Annotated in this window: 15 protein-coding genes and 6 pseudogenes; 7 read left to right on the forward strand and 14 right to left on the reverse strand. The window is 68.1% G+C overall.

Annotation, left to right across the window (positions count from 1 at the left end; all coding sequences use genetic code 11):
• Nucleotides 1-801, reverse strand: a pseudogene (locus tag EV659_RS15175) (IS3 family transposase); the annotation flags it as partial.
• 75 nt (nucleotides 802-876) lie between these two features.
• Nucleotides 877-1,089 (reverse strand): annotated as a pseudogene (locus EV659_RS00010) (transposase); the annotation flags it as partial.
• Between the two features lie 97 nt (nucleotides 1,090-1,186).
• On the opposite strand from EV659_RS00010, the gene EV659_RS00015 reads away from it, so the two are divergent.
• The 5 genes and pseudogenes from EV659_RS00015 to EV659_RS00030 all read left to right on the forward strand — a co-directional run.
• Nucleotides 1,187-1,579, forward strand: coding sequence for an MFS transporter (locus EV659_RS00015; protein ID WP_132706324.1), 393 nt, complete (start codon nucleotides 1,187-1,189; stop codon nucleotides 1,577-1,579).
• 26 nt (nucleotides 1,580-1,605) lie between these two features.
• Nucleotides 1,606-1,791 (forward strand): annotated as a pseudogene (locus EV659_RS15180) (NAD(P)-binding domain-containing protein); the annotation flags it as partial.
• A 193-nt stretch (nucleotides 1,792-1,984) separates the two neighbouring features.
• Nucleotides 1,985-2,233: an NAD(P)-binding domain-containing protein gene (locus EV659_RS14945; RefSeq protein WP_242463694.1), complete on the forward strand. Its 249-nt coding sequence runs from the start codon at nucleotides 1,985-1,987 to the stop codon at nucleotides 2,231-2,233.
• Nucleotides 2,234-2,334: 101 nt separating this feature from the next.
• Nucleotides 2,335-3,464, forward strand: a protein-coding gene (locus EV659_RS00025; protein WP_132706336.1) for an IS3 family transposase whose coding sequence is annotated in 2 segments (ribosomal slippage) — nucleotides 2,335-2,578 and nucleotides 2,578-3,464 — 1,131 coding nt in all. Because the reading frame shifts where the segments join, the coding sequence is not laid out codon by codon here.
• 706 nt (nucleotides 3,465-4,170) lie between these two features.
• Nucleotides 4,171-4,739 (forward strand): annotated as a pseudogene (locus EV659_RS00030) (transposase); the annotation flags it as partial.
• Nucleotides 4,740-4,856: 117 nt separating this feature from the next.
• Here EV659_RS00030 and EV659_RS00035 read toward each other — a convergent pair.
• A pseudogene (locus EV659_RS00035) lies at nucleotides 4,857-4,965 on the reverse strand (IS630 family transposase); the annotation flags it as partial.
• A 244-nt stretch (nucleotides 4,966-5,209) separates the two neighbouring features.
• On the opposite strand from EV659_RS00035, the pseudogene EV659_RS00040 reads away from it, so the two are divergent.
• Nucleotides 5,210-6,152, forward strand: a pseudogene (locus tag EV659_RS00040) (IS110 family RNA-guided transposase).
• Nucleotides 6,153-6,166: 14 nt separating this feature from the next.
• On the opposite strand, the gene EV659_RS00045 reads toward EV659_RS00040, so the two are convergent.
• The 6 genes from EV659_RS00045 to EV659_RS00070 form a co-directional block, all read right to left on the reverse strand.
• Nucleotides 6,167-6,943: an SDR family NAD(P)-dependent oxidoreductase gene (locus tag EV659_RS00045; RefSeq protein WP_132706339.1), complete on the reverse strand. Its 777-nt coding sequence runs from the start codon at nucleotides 6,941-6,943 to the stop codon at nucleotides 6,167-6,169.
• 156 nt (nucleotides 6,944-7,099) lie between these two features.
• On the reverse strand, nucleotides 7,100-7,345 hold the full coding sequence (locus tag EV659_RS00050) for a DUF4170 domain-containing protein (protein ID WP_132706341.1): 246 nt from the start codon (nucleotides 7,343-7,345) through the stop codon (nucleotides 7,100-7,102).
• Between the two features lie 163 nt (nucleotides 7,346-7,508).
• The gene (locus EV659_RS00055) at nucleotides 7,509-8,501 is read right to left on the reverse strand and encodes an enolase C-terminal domain-like protein (protein ID WP_132706343.1); all 993 of its coding nucleotides are present in this window, start codon (nucleotides 8,499-8,501) and stop codon (nucleotides 7,509-7,511) included.
• A 19-nt stretch (nucleotides 8,502-8,520) separates the two neighbouring features.
• The gene (locus EV659_RS00060; protein WP_132706345.1) at nucleotides 8,521-9,180 is read right to left on the reverse strand and encodes an MlaC/ttg2D family ABC transporter substrate-binding protein; all 660 of its coding nucleotides are present in this window, start codon (nucleotides 9,178-9,180) and stop codon (nucleotides 8,521-8,523) included.
• 53 nt (nucleotides 9,181-9,233) lie between these two features.
• The gene (locus tag EV659_RS00065) at nucleotides 9,234-9,692 is read right to left on the reverse strand and encodes a c-type cytochrome (protein ID WP_132706347.1); all 459 of its coding nucleotides are present in this window, start codon (nucleotides 9,690-9,692) and stop codon (nucleotides 9,234-9,236) included.
• 191 nt (nucleotides 9,693-9,883) lie between these two features.
• Nucleotides 9,884-11,857, reverse strand: a complete 1,974-nt coding sequence (locus EV659_RS00070; RefSeq protein ID WP_200287355.1) for an alanine/glycine:cation symporter family protein — start codon at nucleotides 11,855-11,857, stop codon at nucleotides 9,884-9,886.
• Nucleotides 11,858-12,083: 226 nt separating this feature from the next.
• Between EV659_RS00070 and spbR the strand changes: the two genes are divergently transcribed.
• Nucleotides 12,084-13,238: a SpbR family protein gene (spbR, locus tag EV659_RS00075; protein ID WP_132706349.1), complete on the forward strand. Its 1,155-nt coding sequence runs from the start codon at nucleotides 12,084-12,086 to the stop codon at nucleotides 13,236-13,238.
• Between the two features lie 396 nt (nucleotides 13,239-13,634).
• Here the strand turns inward: spbR and lexA are convergent, their stop codons facing one another.
• Genes lexA through trpD form a run of 5 tightly spaced genes read right to left on the reverse strand, consistent with a single transcriptional unit; the run spans nucleotide 13,635 to nucleotide 18,189 of the window.
• Nucleotides 13,635-14,339, reverse strand: a complete 705-nt coding sequence (gene lexA / locus EV659_RS00080; RefSeq protein ID WP_132706351.1) for a transcriptional repressor LexA — start codon at nucleotides 14,337-14,339, stop codon at nucleotides 13,635-13,637.
• A 59-nt stretch (nucleotides 14,340-14,398) separates the two neighbouring features.
• On the reverse strand, nucleotides 14,399-15,688 hold the full coding sequence (locus EV659_RS00085; protein WP_132706352.1) for a molybdopterin molybdotransferase MoeA: 1,290 nt from the start codon (nucleotides 15,686-15,688) through the stop codon (nucleotides 14,399-14,401).
• A complete protein-coding gene (gene moaC, locus EV659_RS00090) occupies nucleotides 15,675-16,301 on the reverse strand; it encodes a cyclic pyranopterin monophosphate synthase MoaC (RefSeq protein ID WP_132706354.1) in 627 nt (208 codons plus the stop codon). Before moaC ends, EV659_RS00085 begins: the two co-directional genes overlap by 14 nt.
• A 14-nt stretch (nucleotides 16,302-16,315) precedes the next feature.
• Nucleotides 16,316-17,161 carry an indole-3-glycerol phosphate synthase TrpC gene (gene trpC, locus EV659_RS00095; protein ID WP_132706356.1) on the reverse strand — a complete coding sequence of 282 codons (846 nt, stop codon included), beginning with the start codon at nucleotides 17,159-17,161 and terminating at the stop codon, nucleotides 16,316-16,318.
• Entirely contained in the window at nucleotides 17,158-18,189 is a 1,032-nt protein-coding gene (gene trpD / locus EV659_RS00100) for an anthranilate phosphoribosyltransferase (protein ID WP_132706358.1), read from the reverse strand. Before trpD ends, trpC begins: the two co-directional genes overlap by 4 nt.
• Between the last annotated feature and the right edge of the window lie 4 nt (nucleotides 18,190-18,193).

The raw sequence follows: 18,193 nt of genomic DNA on the forward strand, positions 1-18,193 counted from the left end.
CGATCTCCTCGGGCAGGCCGTGGAACTCGGCCAGCCGGTCGAGGAACCGCGCCATGCGGTCGCCGGAAATCGACACGTCGATGAGTTGGCCGGGGCTCTCGCGGCTGAAGTCATCGACGATGTTGAGGACGCGGAACCGGCGCCCCCAGCACAGGCTGTCGCTGACGAAGTCCAGGGACCAGCGCTGGTTCCGCCGCTCTGGTGCCGCCAGTGGCACACGCTCGCGCCCCGGTAATCGGCGGCGCTTCTTGGTTCGCACGGTCAAGCCTTCCTCCTTGTACAGGCGGTAGGTGCGTTTGGCGTTGATGACGAGATCCTCCCGCCGCAGCAGGACGTGCAGGCGCAGATAGCCATAGCGCTTGTGCTGCCCGGCCAGTTCCCGCAGCCGATGGCGCAGGGCGGTATCAGGCGGGCGGCGGGATGCGTATCGTGCCACGGCGCGGCTCAGACCCACGAGGCGACAGGCGCGGCGCTGGCTGAGGCCCTTCTCTGACATCAGCCACACGCTCGCCGACCGTCGCTGCGCGGGCCTCAGAACTTTTTTGTCAGAAGTGCCTTCAGCGCCGAGTTGTCCAGGGTCAGGTCGGCGACCAGCGTCTTCAGGCGCCGGTTCTCGTCCTCCATCGCCTTCAGCCGCTTGGCGTCGGAAACCTCCATGCCCCCGAACTTGGCTTTCCAGCGGTAGAACGTCTGCTCGCTGATGCCGTGCTTCCGGCAGACCGCGTTGGCAGGCATCTCCCCGGCCTCCGCCTCCTTCAGGATGGCGATGATCTGCTCTTCAGTGAACCTGGTGCGCTTCATGATGAGTTCCCCCTTTTCTGGGATGCTACGGGAAACTCACCTTCCAGATGGAGCGGTTTTCGGGGAGAAGGTCAGTTCGGCCCAGCGCCGGAACCGGACATAGACCGAGTTCCACTTGCCGTATCGCTCGTGCATGTCGCGCCAGGGACAGCCGATCCGCAGCACGTGAAGCATGCCATTGAGAAAGCGTCGGTTATCGTCAGCGGGACGCGCCCAGCGACCCCGCTCAGGCGGCAGCAGCGGCCCGATCAGTTCCCATTCCGCATCCGACAAATCCCCGCACCCCATGACTGCTCATCAAAAAGCAGTCTTGAATCAGAACCAAGCCGGCTTGGGAATCCCTTTTGTCAACACGGCCTAGGTCGGCGACCTGTTCGGCGGCCTGGTGACCTGCGTGCCCGCGCAGGGGCTGTTGCTGAACCTGGCGCCCGAGGGCGCCGTGCCGCGCATCGTTGTGGCCCTGTTCATCGCCGGGACCGCCAACGGACTCCTCAACGCGGCCCTTGGGCGGCAGGCCGGGGCGACCGTGCCGGCGGACTGGGTGGCCGTGGGCAGCGGCGCCAACAACACGGCCCGCTATCTCGGGTCGGCGATTGGGATAACCCTGGGCGCGGTCCTGATCGCGCACGGCGACGACGTCGAAAGCGCGTCAGGCCTTGTCACGGGGTGGAACCAAGCCGTGCTGCTGACCACCGGGTTCTCGGTCCTCGGCGCGGCGGTCGTCGCTCTGGCGCGGGGCTCCCAAGACTTTGCACCGCATGAAAAGGATAGGGCATGAAAATCGGAATCATCGGGTCCGGCTTGATGGGCGGCAAACTGGGTCTGTTGTTTGCCCAGGTGGGCCATGCCGTGATGTTCAGTTATGCCCGCAGCAACAGAAAGCTGGAGGATCTGGCACGCCGCGCCGGGAACGGTGCGGCCCCCGGGACGGTCGCGGACGCCGTGCGCGATGCGGACGCAATCCTGCTCGCGGTGCACTGGTCCCGCATAGACGATGTTCTGTTCCAGGCCGGTGACCTGACCGGCAAAACCATCGTCACCTGCTGCGTGCCGCTGCGCGCCTCGAACAGCGAATTGGTGGTCGGCCTGACGGACTCCGGCGCCGAGCAGATCGCGCGGAAGGCGCCGGGTGCCCGGGTCGCCGCCGCCTTCCAACCCCCCCCCCAGCGAGGTGTTTGCCGATGTGTTCGAGGGACGCGACACGCCGCCCCGGCCAAGCTGCGTGGTATGCGGCGACGATCCGCACGCCAAGAGTGTCGCCGCCCGGCTGATCGCCGACGTTGGGTTCGACCCGGTGGACGCCGGCCCGTTGCGGATCGCTCGCTACACGGAACCCTTCGCCATGCTGACGGCCCAACTGGCCTACGGAACCGACCAGGGACCGAACTGGGCCTACCGGTTCAGGCGAGTCGATCAGCTGTTTGGGACCTGACGGGGGGACGGGGGTCCCGGTCGAGTAGCTCAGCCATTTGGACCTGTCACGGATTTGTGCCGCTCCTTTGACCACGTATCGTGTCGCACAGGAGAACACAGATGGCATCACGACCGACCAAGGAATTCCGCGCCGAAGCAGTACGTGTGGCGTTGACGAGCGGCTTGCCGCGTAAGCAGGTAGCGTCCGACTTCGGGATCGGTTTCTCAACGCTGAACCGCTGGATCCAGCAGGATCGGCGCAGCCCTGAGAAACCGACGATCCAATCCGATCTCGAACGCGAGATCGCGGAGTTGCGGAAGGAGAACCGCATGCTCCGGGAGGAGAGGGATGTGCTAAAAAAGGCCACGGTGTTCTTCGCGGAGAGAAGCAAATGAGGTTTGCCTTCGTCGAAGAACACCGGCCCGACATCCCGGTGAACCGGCTGTGTCAGATCATGGACGTCAGCCCGCGCGGCTATCGGGCCTGGCGAAACCGTCCCGTCGGCGCCAGCCAGCGCAAGGACCTGGTCGTACTGGCCCACATCCGGGATCAGTTCGAGCAGTCGCTTGGCAGTTATGGTCGCCCACGCATGACCGAGGAATTGAAGGAGTTGGGACTGGCCGTGGGCCACCGCCGCGTTGGCCGTCTGATGAAGGAAAATGGCATAAAGTTCAGGCGGAACAAGAAGGTCAAGGCGACCACGGACAGCAACCACAGCTTCAACATCGCGCCGAACCTGCTGGATCGCGACGTCTCGGCCGATCGCCCGAACCAAAAGTGGGCGGGCGACATCAGCTATGTCTGGACCCAAGAGGGTTGGCTGTATTTGGCGGTCATTCTTGACCTGCATTCCCGGCGGGTGATCGGCTGGGCTGTCAGCAATCGGATGAAGCGTGACCTGGCGATCCGGGCGCTGAACATGGCCATGGCGTTGCGCCAACCACCGAAGGGCTGCATCCATCACACGGACCGCGGCAGCCAATACTGCTCTCACGATTACCAGAAGATCCTGCGCGAGCACGGCTTCAAGGTGTCGATGAGCGGGACGGGAAATTGCTACGACAATGCGGCCGTCGAGACCTTCTTCAAGACGATCAAGGCCGAGTTGCTGTGGCAGCAGTCGTGGCCGACGCGCCGAGCGGCAGAGTTGGCGATCTTTGAATACATCAACGGCTTCTACAATCCGTGCCGCAGACACTCAGCCCTGGGCTGGAAAAGCCCCTTGGTCTTCGAGGCTCAGGCCGCGTAAATGAGAACCCGGAGCGGCACCACAGCGTGACAGGTCCAGGGCGTTTCGGCAGAAATTGCAGGCGTCAGGAAAACCGGTGAAAGCCGCTTTGACCGCAACGGCGAGGAAGCTGCTCTGCGTGCTCAACAGCATGGTTGCGGACGGGACCTACTTCCGAGAGATTCAGCCAACCTGAATACAGTTGCCGGCAAACCCGGCGCGGTTCACGCCTCCGTGCACTGGTCCTTTTTTCAGTTTGTGATTAGCGTGGGCTCGAAGACATTGATACGCGTTCCTCGCTCGGTGAGGGCGCCGCGCCTTTTTTCGGTCGATCCTGGGCGCGGCGAGCTTCCGATCGGCGGAGAAAACAGGCCATCGCGGGCATCAGCAGGACGTTGTCCGTGGTGATTGCCCGGTCAGAAAGGTGCCGCATGCTTGATACGCTCCTCTTGTTGATCGCCTGTGTGGGCGTTTGGCTGGTCATTCTCTGGAGCCTGCGAAACGACAATGCCATGAGCATCAGCGACCAGCGCGGTCTGTTTCGAATTCGGGCGGGTGGCACGGATAGTAAGTCGCAAAAGGGGCTGGCTGCGCCGAAACGGGGGCGATTTCCCAGTCAGCGACAGCCACGGGGCCGGCAGGGCAAAGCACTGCGTCGGTGCTGACCTGAGACCCGAAAACTCCTTCAATCTGATCCTGGGGCCCGGCTCAACGAGAGGGCCGGACCATGAAGCGATCGAAGGTCACCGAGGAACAGGTCATTGGCATCCTGCGGGAGCAGGAAGCGGGTGCGAAGACGGTGGAACTCTGCCGCAGGCACGGGATCAGCAAGGCCACGTTCTACGCCTGGAAGGCCAAGTTCGGCGGGGTTGAAGCGGCTGCTGGCGGAGCCGCTTCTGGACCAAGCTGCGCTGAAAGACCTCCTGTCGCGAAAGTGGTGATGCCCGCCGCCAGGCGTGAAGCCGTCGCGATCCCCGTGGAGCGCCACGAGATGAGTGAGCGGCGGGGTCGGAAGAAGGCGTCCGGCACGTGGGCGCCGGCTGCTAACGGTGGCTGCGCCGAACGCGCGCTGCTCGGTCGATTCCGTCCACGACCGGTTCGCCAAAGGCAAGCGATTCCGGATCGTCAATGTGATCGACGATGTCACGAAGGCGTGCCTGGCCGCCGTGCGCCGTGGTCGACACCTCAATCTCGGGCTGCCGTGTCGCACGGGAACTGACGGCGCTCACCGCCCGGTGCGGGAAGCCTGCCCTGATCGTCAGTGACCAATGGGACCGAGCCACCTCGAATGCGATCAGGCGATAGCTTGATATGGAGCGGATTCGACTTGTTCCGGGTCGATTCTGGACGCCTCAAGGTCGTGCTGCCATTCATCGGCGGTGAAAGCGGACAGGCAGTCGGTAACGACGGACCAGAGTTCGTCAACTGTTTTGGCTGCGGCCTTTCTGAGGCGCGCCTTGAGCTTGGAGGAGGCCATCTCGATCGGGTTGATGAGGTCTGGCGAGGATGGCAGCAGGAACAGGCGCGTTGCTCTGACTGAACCGCGCCGGGTTTGCCGGAGGCTAATTTTCGTTAGCTACGTGGCCATGGCTTTAGTTTCGAGAGCGGCATAGAAGTTGGCCACTCCCCGCGTACCGGCAGGGTCGGACCAGGAAAATGCTGGCCGCACAGGGCCGAGCTAGAGTGGGGTCGCCCCGTCTTTTCCAACAGACCTGAACGGATACCTGGGCCGCACGGCCCGTATGGCAAGCACAGGATTGGAAAACATGATCGAGATTAGCATCGGGATCGACATCCCAAAAGACCATCTGGATGCCTATCGCAGCCACGATGGTGCGGAAAAGCGCTTCACCAATGACCGTTCCGGTTGCCGGCGGCCGGCGGCCGGTGGCCTGGATCGGCGCCGAAGCAGAGCGCATCGTTTATGAGCCGACCGGACGCTATCACAGGCTCGTGGAAGACATCCTGAGCAAAGCGGGACTTCCGCTGGCAAAGGTAAACCCGCGGCAAGCCAAGCGTTTCACGGAAGCCATCGGCGTGCTCGCCAAGAGCGACCGCGTCGATGTCAGGGTTCTTGCCCGAATGGGAAGGGTGCTGGATCTGCCTTGCCACCAATCGGCCAGTGCCGAAATGGACGCGCTCAAGGAATTATGCGTCATGCGCCGGGCCCTGCTGAAGGACAGGACTGCCGCCAAGAATCGCGAAAAGGGCGCCCGCCTTCCCTTGATCAAGCGACAGCTCGCCGCCCGTCTCCGCCACATCGACCGTCAGGTCACGGCCATCGATGCGGCCATCCGCGAACGCATCAAGGCCGATGCCGCTCTCACGGAGCGGGTCGATATCCTGGTTTCCATCCCCGGCATATCCGAGATCACGGCCGCCGTCCTGTTGGTCGAAATGCCTGAGCTCGGAACCCTCGATGGAAAGCAGGTCGCCAGCCTCGCCGGCCTGGCGCCCGTCTCCCGCCAATCCGGCAAATGGCAGGGGAAAGCCTTCATTCGGGGCGGACGACGTGGCCCACGCGAAGCCCTCTATATGCCCGCTCTCGTCGCCATGCGCTTCAATCCGGACTTGAAGCGCATGTACGAGGCGCTGCGAGCACGCGGTAAACCGCCAAAGGTCGCCATCACCGCCGTCATGCGCAAGCGGGTGATCATCGCCAATGCCTTGCTGCGGGATCACCGACCTTGGGCACCTCATCTGGCTTGACCATCACGGATACTCTAGAACGGGTCGCCGATGGTCATGCCGCCGTCGACCGTGATGGTCTGGCCGCTGATGTAGCGCGCCGCCGGCGAGGCCAGGAATACCGCCACGCCCGCGATGTCGTCGGGCTCGCCCATGCGGCCCAGCGGCGTCAGATGCTCCACATAAGACAGCGCTTTGGGGTTTTCCCACAGCGCGCGGGCGAAGTCGGTCTTGATCAGCCCGGGGGCGATGCAGTTGGCGCGGATACCCTTGGGCGACCATTCCACCGCCAGGTTGCGCGCGATCTGGAAATCCGCCGCCTTGGAAATCGCATAGACGCCCAGCGACTTGGAGCCCGAATAGCCGGCGATCGACGACACGATGATCACCGCGCCGTCGCCCGTCGCCGCCATGTCCGGCAGGCACAGATGGGCCAGCTTGACGTTTTGCTTGACGTTGTTGTGCAAGACCTTGTCGAACGCTGCGTCGTCCACGTCCGTCATCGGCCCATAGACCGGGTTCGCGGCTGCGTTGCAGACCAGAATATCCACCGGGCCGAACACGTCATGGGTCTGGGCCACCAACGCCTCAAGCGCCGCGTCTTCGGCGATGTTGCACGGGATCGCCGCCGCCTCGCCCCCCTGGGCGCGGATCGCGTCGGCGACGGCGGCGCATGCTTCGCCCTTGCGCGACGAGATCACCACCCGGGCGCCGGCCTCGGCCATGCGCTCGGCGACCGCCCGGCCGATGCCCCGGCTCGAGCCCGTGATGATCGCCACCTTGTCCTTGAGCGAAAACAGATCCGCCGTCATGGCCGCCCCTCCCCGAAAAGCCTGGTTTTGCGTTCGCCGCGGCCGGCGCCAATGTGCACCGACCAGGCCGACCAACCATTGCGGGTTAGAGGCGCTCCATCAAGCCCGATTGTCGGGGCCGGAGGCCGACGCGTGGCGCTGCCGGGCGGGGCGGGATCAGGATTGGCCGGATTGCGGCGCCTCGGGTTCCAGCAGACGGTGCAGGTGGACCACCACATATTTGGTCATGGCGTCGTCCACATGTTGCTGGCTTTTGGCGCGCCAAGCCTTCTCGGCTTCGGCATAATTGGGATAGAGCCCGACCAGGTCGACCTGATCGAGGTCTTCGAACTCCAGTCCCTGGGGATCGGTGACCCGTCCGCCGAACACCAGGTGCAAAAGGGTCGGTTTTTGATCGGCCATTACGGGGTCCTTCCAACCGGTCGTTGCTCTGCGCGGACCTATCACACCGCGCTCGCCGGCGGAAGAGGCTAGCCGGTCGGGCGCCCCGCTGCGCCGCTTGGTGTCGGCACCGGCTCGGCCGGGCGATGCAGGGCAGGGGCGCCGGGACCCAGCCGCCCGTCGGTCAGCCGTCGCCCCACAGGCCGGGCGCGGCCGGCGCCACCACCGAGCCGCTGTAGCGCAGGCCGGGGGCGCGGTCGCGGCTGAGCAGCCAGGCGCCGTCCAGGTCGACCCAGCGCGCCCGGTGGGCCAGCAATAGCGCCGGCGCGAGCGCCAACGAGGTGGCCACCATGCAGCCCAAAAACAGGTCGAGCCCGCGCGCCGCGGCGGCGTCGGCCAGCGTCAGCGCGCGGGTCAGACCGCCGGCCTTGTCCAGCTTCAGATTGACCGCGCCATAGCCCGGCGGCAGGGCGTCGAACGGGTCGTGGCCATGGAGGCTTTCATCGGCGCACAACGGCACCGGCGCGGCGATCCTGGCGTCGGCGCCGGCCGGCAGCGGCTGTTCCAGCAATTCCAGCCCCACCTCGGCGCACACCGGGCCCAGCCGCGCCAGATCGGCAGCCTGCCAGCCTTCGTTGACGTCGGCGACCAGACGCGCGCCGGGGGCGGCGGCGCGCACCGCCCGCAGCCGATCGGCATCGTCGGCCGGGCGGCCCAGTTTGAGCTTGACCAGTGGCGCGCCGTCGCGGGCCAGGGCACGCGCCGCTGCCGCCATGGCGTCCGGCGTGTCCAGCGACACCGTGCGCGCGGTCGCCACCGGTTGCGGCTCGGGCACACTGGCCAGAGACCAGACCGGCCGGCCGGTCCGGTGCGCTTCCAGGTCCCAAAGCGCCGCGTCGGCGGCGGCGCGTGCGGCGCCGGCGGGCATCAGGCTCATCAACGCATCGCGGCCGGCACCCTCGGCCAGGGCCGGTGTGACGGCGTCGAGGGCGGCCAGGACGCTGGCAGGGGTCTCGCCATAGCGCCCATAGGGCACCGCCTCGCCGCGGCCGCTATTGCCCGCGGCGTCGCGCAGCGTGACCACCACCGTTTCGGCCACCGCGCGGCGGCCGCGGGCGATGGTGAAGCTGCCGCGGATCGGCCAGCGTTCGACGGCGCGGTGGACCTTCAAGGCCACGGGGTCGGCCGATCGGCGCTTAGTTGCTCGCCTGGCTGGTCTTCTGGGCGCCGTTGCCGTCCGCAGCTTCGGTGACGCCCGCCTGGTCGGACAGATAGTCGATCAGGCCGTCGATACCGTCCTGCGAGATCTTTTGCTGGAAGTCCTCGCGTTGGGTGCGCACCATGGAGATGCCTTCGAGCTTGACGTCGATGATCTTGAATTCGTCGCCCACCTTGCGCACCCGCCAGTCGGCCAGCACGTCCTCGGCATCGGGGCGCACGATGGTGCTGCGGATGTAGAGATCGCCGCGCGGGCCGGCCGGCGCGGTCTCGTTGATCGTCACCTTCTCGTTGCCGTACTCGCCGAGCCGGTTGGAGATCACCGTTACCGTGTATTGAGGAAACACGTCGAGATAGCGGCGAAACTGTTCGTCGCTGGCTTGGCGGGTGTAGCGGCCGAGCACCAGCCGGGCGATATAGTCGACGTGGAAGCCCTCAAGCAGCAGCGACTGGAACTTCTTTTCGCGCTCGGCCTCGGTCAATGACGGGTCCTGCCAGACCGAAAAGGCATTGTCGGCGAGTGCGCTCAGGAATTGCTTGGCCTTTTCTGGCTCGTCCGCCGCCGATTGGGCGGATGCCGGCGCCAGGCTTGCGGTGATCAGGCTGAGGCCCAGGAGGAAGGTCAGAACGATGCGCATCGATTTGGTCTCGCTGTCTGGGGGCCAGGCGGTGGCATCCGCGGCCCCGGTGGTCACTCGCTTGCCGTCTTCAGAAAAGCGATAAGGTCGGCGCGATCTTCGGCGTCGCGCAGACCGGCGAAATTCATCCGGTTGCCCGGCAAAAAGCTGTTCGGCCGGGTCAGCCAGGCGTCGAGCCTCTCGGCGGTCCAGACGAAATCGGCCCGGGTCAGGGCGTTCGAATAGAGCCCGTAGCCCCTTGCCGTACCGACCCGGCGCCCGAACAGGGCGTGCAGGCTGGGGCCGATGCCGTGATCGCCGGGGCTGAGGCCGTGACAGGCGCGGCAGGTGTTGAACACCGTGCGACCCGCCTCGGCATTGCCGGGGCCGAGGGCCGCCGCCGTCGGGGCGGCGTCGTCCTCAGCGTCCGGCGACCGCCGGTCGGCGGCGGTGGCGGTGCCGGCAATCAGCACCGCCAGCGCCGCCGCGCCGCCCGCCCGGGCGATCGGTCGGCTGTGACGCCGTTCGGTCATCTTACACTCCGCCTCGCTGTATCGCGTCGGCCGGAGGGCGAACCCTCCGCCGGACCTGCGCCCGAGACATAGGCGTTCGACGGCGGTTCGCCAAGACGCCAGATGTCGCCGATGTGGATCAAGCTGCCGGGCGGCGGCTGAACCGCGGGTGAAGCGTCGCTCGCCGCCGCCCGTCGCAACGAGGCCGGCGGTCACTCGGCCGGTTGGCTTTCTGCCGACCGGCGCTGCTTTTCCTCCAACAACTCGCCGGTGCGGACCCGGCGCATATAGTCGTCGAGCATTCGCTTGACCTCTCCCGACATCCAATAAAGCCCGATCAGATTCGGGAATGCCATGGCGAGCAGCGTGGCGTCGGCAAAATCGACCACCGCGGAAAGCTGCATCGACGAGCCGACCACCAGCACCAGCACATAGACCAGCTTGAAGCCCAATTCCGCGGCCCGATTGTCCGATCCCATCAGATAGAGGAACGCCCGCTCGCCGTAATAGAACCAGGTCAGCGACGTGGAGAAGGCGAACAGCAGTACCGCCACCGACAGGATGTAGGGGAACCAGCCGATCACCGTGCCGAAGGCTTCCGAGGTCAGGGTGATGCCGTCAATCTCGCCGGTGGAGACATGCTGGTTGGTGATGATGATCACCAGCGCGGTCAGCGTGCACACCACCACCGTGTCGATAAAGGGCTCGACCAGGGCGACTAGCCCCTCGGCGATCGGCTCGGTGGTCTTGGCCGCCGAGTGGGCGATCGGCGCTGAGCCGACGCCGCCCTCGTTGGAGAAGGTGGCCCGGCGCATGCCCTGGATCAGGACGCCGATGAAGCCGCCGGTCACGCCTTCGGGGCTGAACGCGCCGGCCAGAATGGTGTTGAAGGCGGCCGGTACCTGGTCGAGATTGCCGAAGATGACCACCAGCGCGGCGGTCACATAGATCGCCGCCATCAGCGGCACCAGGCGCGAGGTAACCTTGGCGATCGAGCGGATGCCACCGATCACCACCAGGCCCAACAGGGCGGCATAGATCAGGCCGATCACCCAGTTCATGCCGTTGAGCGCGCTGTCGGGGCCGAACAGGGCGGGCACGACAACGTCCATCATCTGGCTGGTCGCCTGGTTGACCTGGAACATGTTGCCGGCGCCGAACGACGCCGAGACGCACAACACCGCGAAGATCGCCGCCAGCGCCTGGCCGGTGCGGCCGAATCCGCGTCGTTCGAGCCCATAACGCAGATAGTACATCGGCCCGCCCGAAACCACGCCGTCGTCGTCGATCTTGCGGTACTTGATGCCCAGGGTGCACTCGGTGAACTTGGAACTCATGGCCAGCAGGCCGACCAGGATCATCCAGAAGGTGGCGCCCGGCCCACCCACCGAGATCGCCACGGCCACGCCGGCGATGTTGCCGAGCCCGACGGTGCCCGACAGCGCCGCGGTCAGCGCTTGAAAGTGGGTCACCTGACCTGGGTCGTCGGGATTGTCGTACTTGCCCGAGACGATGCGCAGCGATTGCTTGAAGCCGCGGGCGCTGATGAAGTTCATCCGCAAGGTGAAGAACAGGGCGCCGACGAACAGCCAGACGACGATAAACGGCAGGCGCACCGAGCCGTCGTCCAATTGTTCCACCGTGAAGCCGTTGCCCTCGGTGGACAGGGTCGGTCGGTTGGCGGTCGGCGCGCTCAGCGTCAGTTGCCGGGCCTCGCGGCGAACCACGAGATCAGCCGTTGCCGTGCGGTCGCCCAGGGCGGCGGCCAGATTGGCGGCCGTCGCCTCGGCATCGGCGCCCATGGCAATGGCCACGGAGCCGGGGCAGACCGCGCCGTCACGGTCGATCTCGAAGGTCGTCGTCCGGTCATCCCAGGCAAGCGTCAGCGCGTCGCCTTCGCGCAACCGGTCGGGTTCGATCCACAACCGACCGCTGGCGGTGTCGCGGCCTTGGCGAACCGTCGGGCCCCAGAAAACCAGGTTGTAGACCGCATCGGTGAACGGCGAGACATTGGCGTTGATGCGGTCGGAGACGGTCGGGTCGGTCGGGCAGGGCGCCGTGACCGGTTCGGTGCTTGTGGTGCGGGTGGCGGTGTTGGCGGGGGAAGGGGTCGTCGTATCCTGCGCGCTGGCCTGCCACCCCACGGCAAGCGCCAACAGCGCAGCGGAAACGATGCGTAAAACCATTCGAATATTGCCTCTCTTTTTTGGCGGGCGTCACTACATTATATCTTGTTTCATGCCCAGCAGCGTCGCATGCTAGCCCGTGCTTGGGGCGATCACAATGCGATGGTCGCCGCGGTCGGTGGATTTGCTGTCAAACCCTCGCACCGGTGATGCGAATATGGTATGATGCAATGTTGATTTTTTCGTAGCGTGAGCCGTGGTTTTCCGTGGACGAGGGGTGAGAGTGGTGTCGCAGCGTGACGAATCGCATAACGAAAAATTGACCGAACAGGATGTGAGCCGCCTGCTCACCGATCCGTCCGTCGACAATCGGGCGGGCACGGCCGAGAAACTCGGCCGGGTCCTTGAGAACACGCGCTTGAGCGACAGCGAGCGCCGCATCGCCGAGGACATTTTCCGCACCCTGGCCCGGGACATGGAAGTGCGCGTGCGCCAGGCGTTGAGCGAGAGCATCCGCCACAATCCCGACGTGCCGCACGATATCGCCGAGGGGCTGGCGCGCGACGTGGCCGAGGTGGCGGCCCCGGTTCTGGAGAGTTCGGCGGTGCTGACCGATGCCGACTTGATGGACATCGTTCAGTCCAAACCGGTCGAATACAGTGCCGCGATCGCGCGGCGGTCGGCCGTGTCGGAGGCGGTCTCCGACGCCCTGGCCGAAACCGGCGATGTGGACGTGATCGCCACCTTGATGGGCAATGACGGGGCGCAAATCGCCGACGCCACCTTCGACAAGGTGGTCGACCGGCATGGCGACGACCCGCGCGTGAACGACCCCATGATCGACCGCCGTCACCTGCCGCTACGCACCGCCGAGCGGCTGGTCGCCCTGGTCAGCGACCAGTTGCGTCAACGCCTGTTGACCCGTCACGAACTGCCGGCCGACGTGGCCGCCGACATTCTGACCACCGGGCGCGAGCGGGCAACCATGGGGTTGGTGGGGCCGTTGGCGGGCCAGACCGACGTGATGGCGCTGGTCGACGCGCTGCACGCCAATGGGCGCCTGACCGATACGATCGTCATTCGCGCGCTGTGCATGGGCGACACGGTGTTCTTCGAAACCGCCCTCGCCAAGCGCGCCGGTATCCCGGTCAGCAATGCTTTCAAGTTGATCCACGATAAGGGCGATCTGGCCATGGAACGCTTGTTCGAAAGTGCCGAGATTCCTGAAGACCTGCTGCCGGTGGCGCGTGTCGGCGTCGAGGTCGCCGACGAACTGGCCGACACCGCCGGCGACGACCGCGCGCAGATCCGCAAGAAGACCATCGAGCGGGTGTTGACCCAACTGGACGAGACCATCGATCCGGATAACTTCGACTATCTGATCAACCGCCTGGGCCGTCGCAGCCGGACGGCGGTGGACGCCGACAGCCCGCGGCGCTAAGGGGGCGGCGCAGGCCAGCCCGAGTGCGGGGCGGCCGGCCCGACTGTCGCCGTGCTTGCCGCTGTCGATCCCGGCGGGGCGCCCGTCCGGCCTCCATGTCCGACGGTCCGCGCGGTGTTGCACCAGGCGGCCCAACTCGGCGCCCGGTGGTGGCCGTAAGTGAGCCGCTGCCATGGCTCCCGGGCGTGCGAAGCCTGAGCCAATCACAATTGCCCCGACGTCCGTCGGCGGCGCTGGCGCGCGGCAGGCGACGGGGGCGCGCGGCTTCGCCCGATCACCAGGCGCTGTGCGATCCGATCGCCCATGGCTCAGGCTTCCGATCCGTCCAGGTTCCAGCCCCCAAGCCCAGCCACGCTCTCAGCTCCGGACCCACCGGGGCCCGGCGGTCGCGCACGATCAGTAGCGGCGCAGCAGGCCCACCAGGCGACCTTGGACGCGGACCCGGTCCGATTCATAGACCTGGGGTTCATAGTCGCGATTGGCCGGGATCAGCATGATATGCCGGTCGCGGCGCTTGAGCGTCTTGAGCGTCGCCTCGCTCTCGTCCACCAGGGCGACCACCACGGTGCCGTCCTCGGCGGTTTCGCACCGCTCGATCAGCACCGTGTCGCCGTCCATGATGCCCAGATCGACCATGGAATCCCCGTCCACCTCCAGCGCGAAGGTGGGGCCTCGGCCCATCATCGCCGGCGGCACGTCCACATGGACGTCGGCGTGTTCGAGCGCTTCAATCGGCGTGCCGGCGGCGATCCGCCCGTGCAGCGGCACCGACATCGCCTCGGCCAGCGCCGCCGCGGTGTGGGCCGAAGGCGCGTCGGCGCCGACCGACCGGCGACGGGGGGCGTCGACATTGGCCGCGTCGGTCGCGGGGCCTGCCACCGGCGTGCCGTCGGGCCGGCGCAGCACTTCAAGCGCGCGGGCGCGGTTGGGCAGCCGACGGATGAAGCCGCGTTCTTCGAGCGCGGTGATCAGCCGGTGCACGCCCGACTTGGATTTGAGCGCCAGCGCTTCCTTCATCTCGTCGAACGAGGGGCTGACGCCGCCGTCCTGCAGCCGGGTGTGGATGAACTGCAGGAGCTGCATCTGTTTGGCGGTCAGCATCGGCCGTTGCCCTCTCGTTTGTGCTCTGTTCTTCTTTTATTCGGCGCCCTTGGCGACTGTCAAGGAAACAGGGGCAAAACGGGAACGGCGGTGCCGGTGGCGGCCGCCGGGGCGCCGGCCGGGCGCACCAGCAGGGCGTCGGCGGCGGCCAGGGTGGTCAGCATGGCGCTGTCCTGGGGGCTGAGCGGGCGCACCCAGCGCTGGCCCAAGGCGTCGGTCGTCAAGGCGGCGCGCTGATAGTCCTGGCGCGCGCCGCCCGCGGGCAGGTCGTGCGCCGCCAGGGCCTGGACGGGGCGCGGCGGCCGGCCGTCGCCACCGGCCAGACGGTCGACCGCCGGCAACACGAACAACTGCGCGCACACCAGCGCCGACACCGGGTTGCCGGGCAGCCCGATCAGCGGCGTGCCCGAGGCGAAGCGGCCGAACAACAGCGGCTTGCCCGGCCGCATGGCGATGGTCCAGAAATCGAGGGCGAGACCGGCACGCCCGAGTGCCGAGCGGATCAGGTCGCGCGCGCCCACCGACGCGCCGCCGACGGTCAACGCCAGATCGGCGCGCGCCAGCGCACCGGCGTAAGCGGCAAGCTCGGCCTCGCGGTCGCGGGCGATGCCCAACGCCACCACCTCAGCGCCGGCGGCGCGGAGCTGGGCGGCGAGCGCCGGCGTCACCGTGTCGACGATGGCGTGGGCGCCGAGCGGCTCGCCCGCGCGCACCAACTCGTCGCCGGTGGCCAGCAAGGCGACCCGCGGCCGGGCGTGGACCGCCAGCCACGGCACCTGGCCGGCGGCTGCCAGCGCGATATGGCGCGCCCCCAACCGCGTGCCGGGCGCCAGCAGGGGCTGGCCGGCGGCGAAATCCTGGCCCCGGGGCCGCACATGGGCGCCGGGGTCGACGCCCCGGTCGACGCGGATGCGGCCGCCGTCCTGGCCGTCGTCATCGCGCCCCCCATCCCCGAGCCTGTCCCCGAGCCTGTCATCGCCGCCTTCGCCGTCGACATCGTCACGGCCGCCCGCCGGGCTGGCATGTTCCTGGATCAGCACCGCGTCGGCGCCCTTGGGCAGGGCCGCGCCGGTGTAGATGCGCCGGGCGGTCTGGGGCGCCAGCGGGGCGCCGGGGTCGTCGCCTGCGGCGGTTTCGCCGGCGACCCGCAGCACCGCCCCATCGCCCGCCTCGGCGGCGCGCACGGCGTAGCCGTCCATGGCCGACAGGGCGGCCGGCGGCTGGGTGCGCCGGGCCACCACCGGCTCGGCCAGCACCCGGCCGTGGGCCGCGTCGAGCGTCACCCACTCGGCCGGCAAGGGCGCCAGGGTCGCCTGGATCGCGGTGTGGGCGTCGTCAACGCTGCGCATGGTCGCCGCCGGCATCGTCCTGCCCCTGGTTCCCAACCGCGCCGCCCCGGTCGTCACCCCGGTCTGCGCCGGGCGCGCGATAGGGGCCGGATTTGCCGCCGTCCTTGGCGGTCAGGCGGATGTCGGTCAGGGTCAGCGCCCGGTCCACCGACTTGATCATGTCATAGAGGGTCAGCCCGGCCACCGACACGGCGGTCAGCGCCTCCATCTCGACGCCGGTGCGCGCGTCGGTGGTGACGGTGGCGACGATGTCGATCGTGTCGGGTGGCCGGATCGCGAACTCCACCGTCACCGCCGACAGGGCGAGGCCGTGGCACAGCGGGATCAGGTGGTCGGTGCGCTTGGCCGCCTGGATGCCGGCGATGCGCGCGGTGGCGAAGGCGTCGCCCTTGGGCAGCCCGCCGGCCTCGACCCGCGCCAGCGTTGCCGGCGCCATGACCAGCCGACCGCGCGCTTCGGCACGCCGGCGGCTGACCGGCTTATCGCCCACATCGACCATGGCGGCGCGCCCGGCGGCGTCCAGATGGCTGAACCCGACCGCCGGTGCGCCCGGTGTCGGGGCGCCGGGTGTGGGGGCGTTGGACGGCGGGTCCCCTGGCGGCGCGCCGGTCATGGCCCGGGCGCCGCTCAGACCGCCGGCGCCAGGAGCGCGGCGGTGGCGGCGGTCACATCGTCTTGGGCCATCAGCGCTTCGCCGACCAGGAAGCTGGTCACGCCCCCGTCGCGGCAGCGTTGCAGGTCGCCCGGCGTCTTGAGCCCGCTCTCGGCCACCAGATGCGCGGTTGCCGGCGCATGGGGCACCAGGGCGAGGGTGGTCGCCAGGTCGACGGTCAGGCTTTTAAGGTCGCGGTTGTTGATGCCGATCAGGTCGGCACCGAGGCCGGCCGCGCGGTCCAGTTCGGCGCGGTCGTGGACCTCGACCAGCACGTCCATGCCCCAGTGGCGCGCCAGGTCGGCCAGGGTCCGGGCCTCGGCGTCGTCGAGGGCGGCCAGGATCAGCAGGATCGCGTCGGCGCCGATGGCCCGCGCCTCGACCACCTGATACGGGGTCAGCGTGAAATCCTTGCGCAGCACCGGCAAGCGACAGGCGTCGCGCGCGGCGGCCAGATAATGGTCGTGGCCCTGGAAATAGGGTGTGTCGGTCAGCACCGACAGGCAGGTGGCGCCGCCGGCGGCATAGGCGCGGGCAAGGGCGGCGGGGTTGAAATCGTCGCGGATGCGGCCCTTGCTGGGGCTGGCGCGCTTGATCTCGGCGATCAGCCCGGTGCCGCCGGCCGCGCGCGCCGCCACGAGCGCCGCCTTGAAGCCGCGCGGGGGCGCCTGGTCGCGGGCCTGGGCCTCGCGTTCGGCAAGCGGCACCTCGGCCGCCATGGTGCGCACATGGTGGCGCTTGTCGGCGCAGATGCGTGCCAGAACGTCCGGGCGGTCGGCGGGGCGGTCGGCGCCGCCCCTGTCTTCGGGGGTGTCGGTCATGCGGGCTGGGTCTCCTGGGTCAGCGCGGCCCAGCGGGCCAACAGGTCGGCCGCGCGGCCGTCGTCGATGGCGGCGGCGGCTTGGGTCGCGCCCTGGGCCAGATCGGCGGCTTGACCCGCGATCACCAGGGCGGCGGCAGCGTTCAGCAGCGTAATGTCGCGATAGGCGCCGGGCTGACCGGCCAGCACGGCGGCGAGCGCCTGGGCGTTCTCGGCCGGGGTGCCGCCGACCAGCGCCTCGGCGGGATGGGTGGCGAGCCCGGCGTCTTCGGGGTGCACGGTGAACGCGCGCAAGGCGCCGTTTTCCCAGGCCACGGCGTCGCTCGGTCCGGTAACGGTCAACTCGTCCATGCCGTCGCGCCCGTGCACCACCCAGACCCGGTCGGCGCCGAGCCGCGCCAGGGTGCGCGCCACCGGGTCGAGCCATTTGGCGTCATAGACCCCGACCAATTGGCGGCGCGTGCCGGCGGGGTTGGCCAGCGGGCCCAGCAGATTGAAGATGGTGCGCAGGCCGAGCGCCTTGCGCACCGGCGCCACCGCCTTCATCGCCCGGTGGTGGGCCGGCGCCATCAGGAAGGTGATATTGACCTGGTCGAGGCAGCGCGCGCCGAGCTCGGGCGTCACGGTGGGGCGCACGCCGAGCGCGTCGAGCACGTCGGCCGAGCCCGAGCGCGACGACACCGACACATTGCCGTGCTTGGCGATCGGCACGCCGGCAGCCGCCGCCACCAACGCCGCGGCGGTCGACACATTGACCGTGCTGAGCCCGTCGCCGCCGGTGCCGCAGGTATCGACCGCGCCGTCGGGGGCGGTGATCGTGTGGGCCTTGGCGCGCATGGCCTCGGCCGCGCCGGTGATCTCGTCCACCGTCTCGCCCTTGACCCTGAGGCCCATGAGCAGCGCGGCGGTCTCGGCCGGGTCGGCCTGGCCGGCAAGCAGGATATCGAAGGCGCGCGCGGCCTCGTCGCGGCTCAGATCGTGGCCGTCGGCGAGGCGGGCGAGCAGCGGGTGCAGCGCGGACCGGGCCATCGGC

Origin of the sequence: Rhodothalassium salexigens DSM 2132 (assembly GCF_004341375.1) — a bacterium.
Taxonomy (GTDB): Bacteria; Pseudomonadota; Alphaproteobacteria; order Sphingomonadales; family Rhodothalassiaceae; genus Rhodothalassium; species Rhodothalassium salexigens.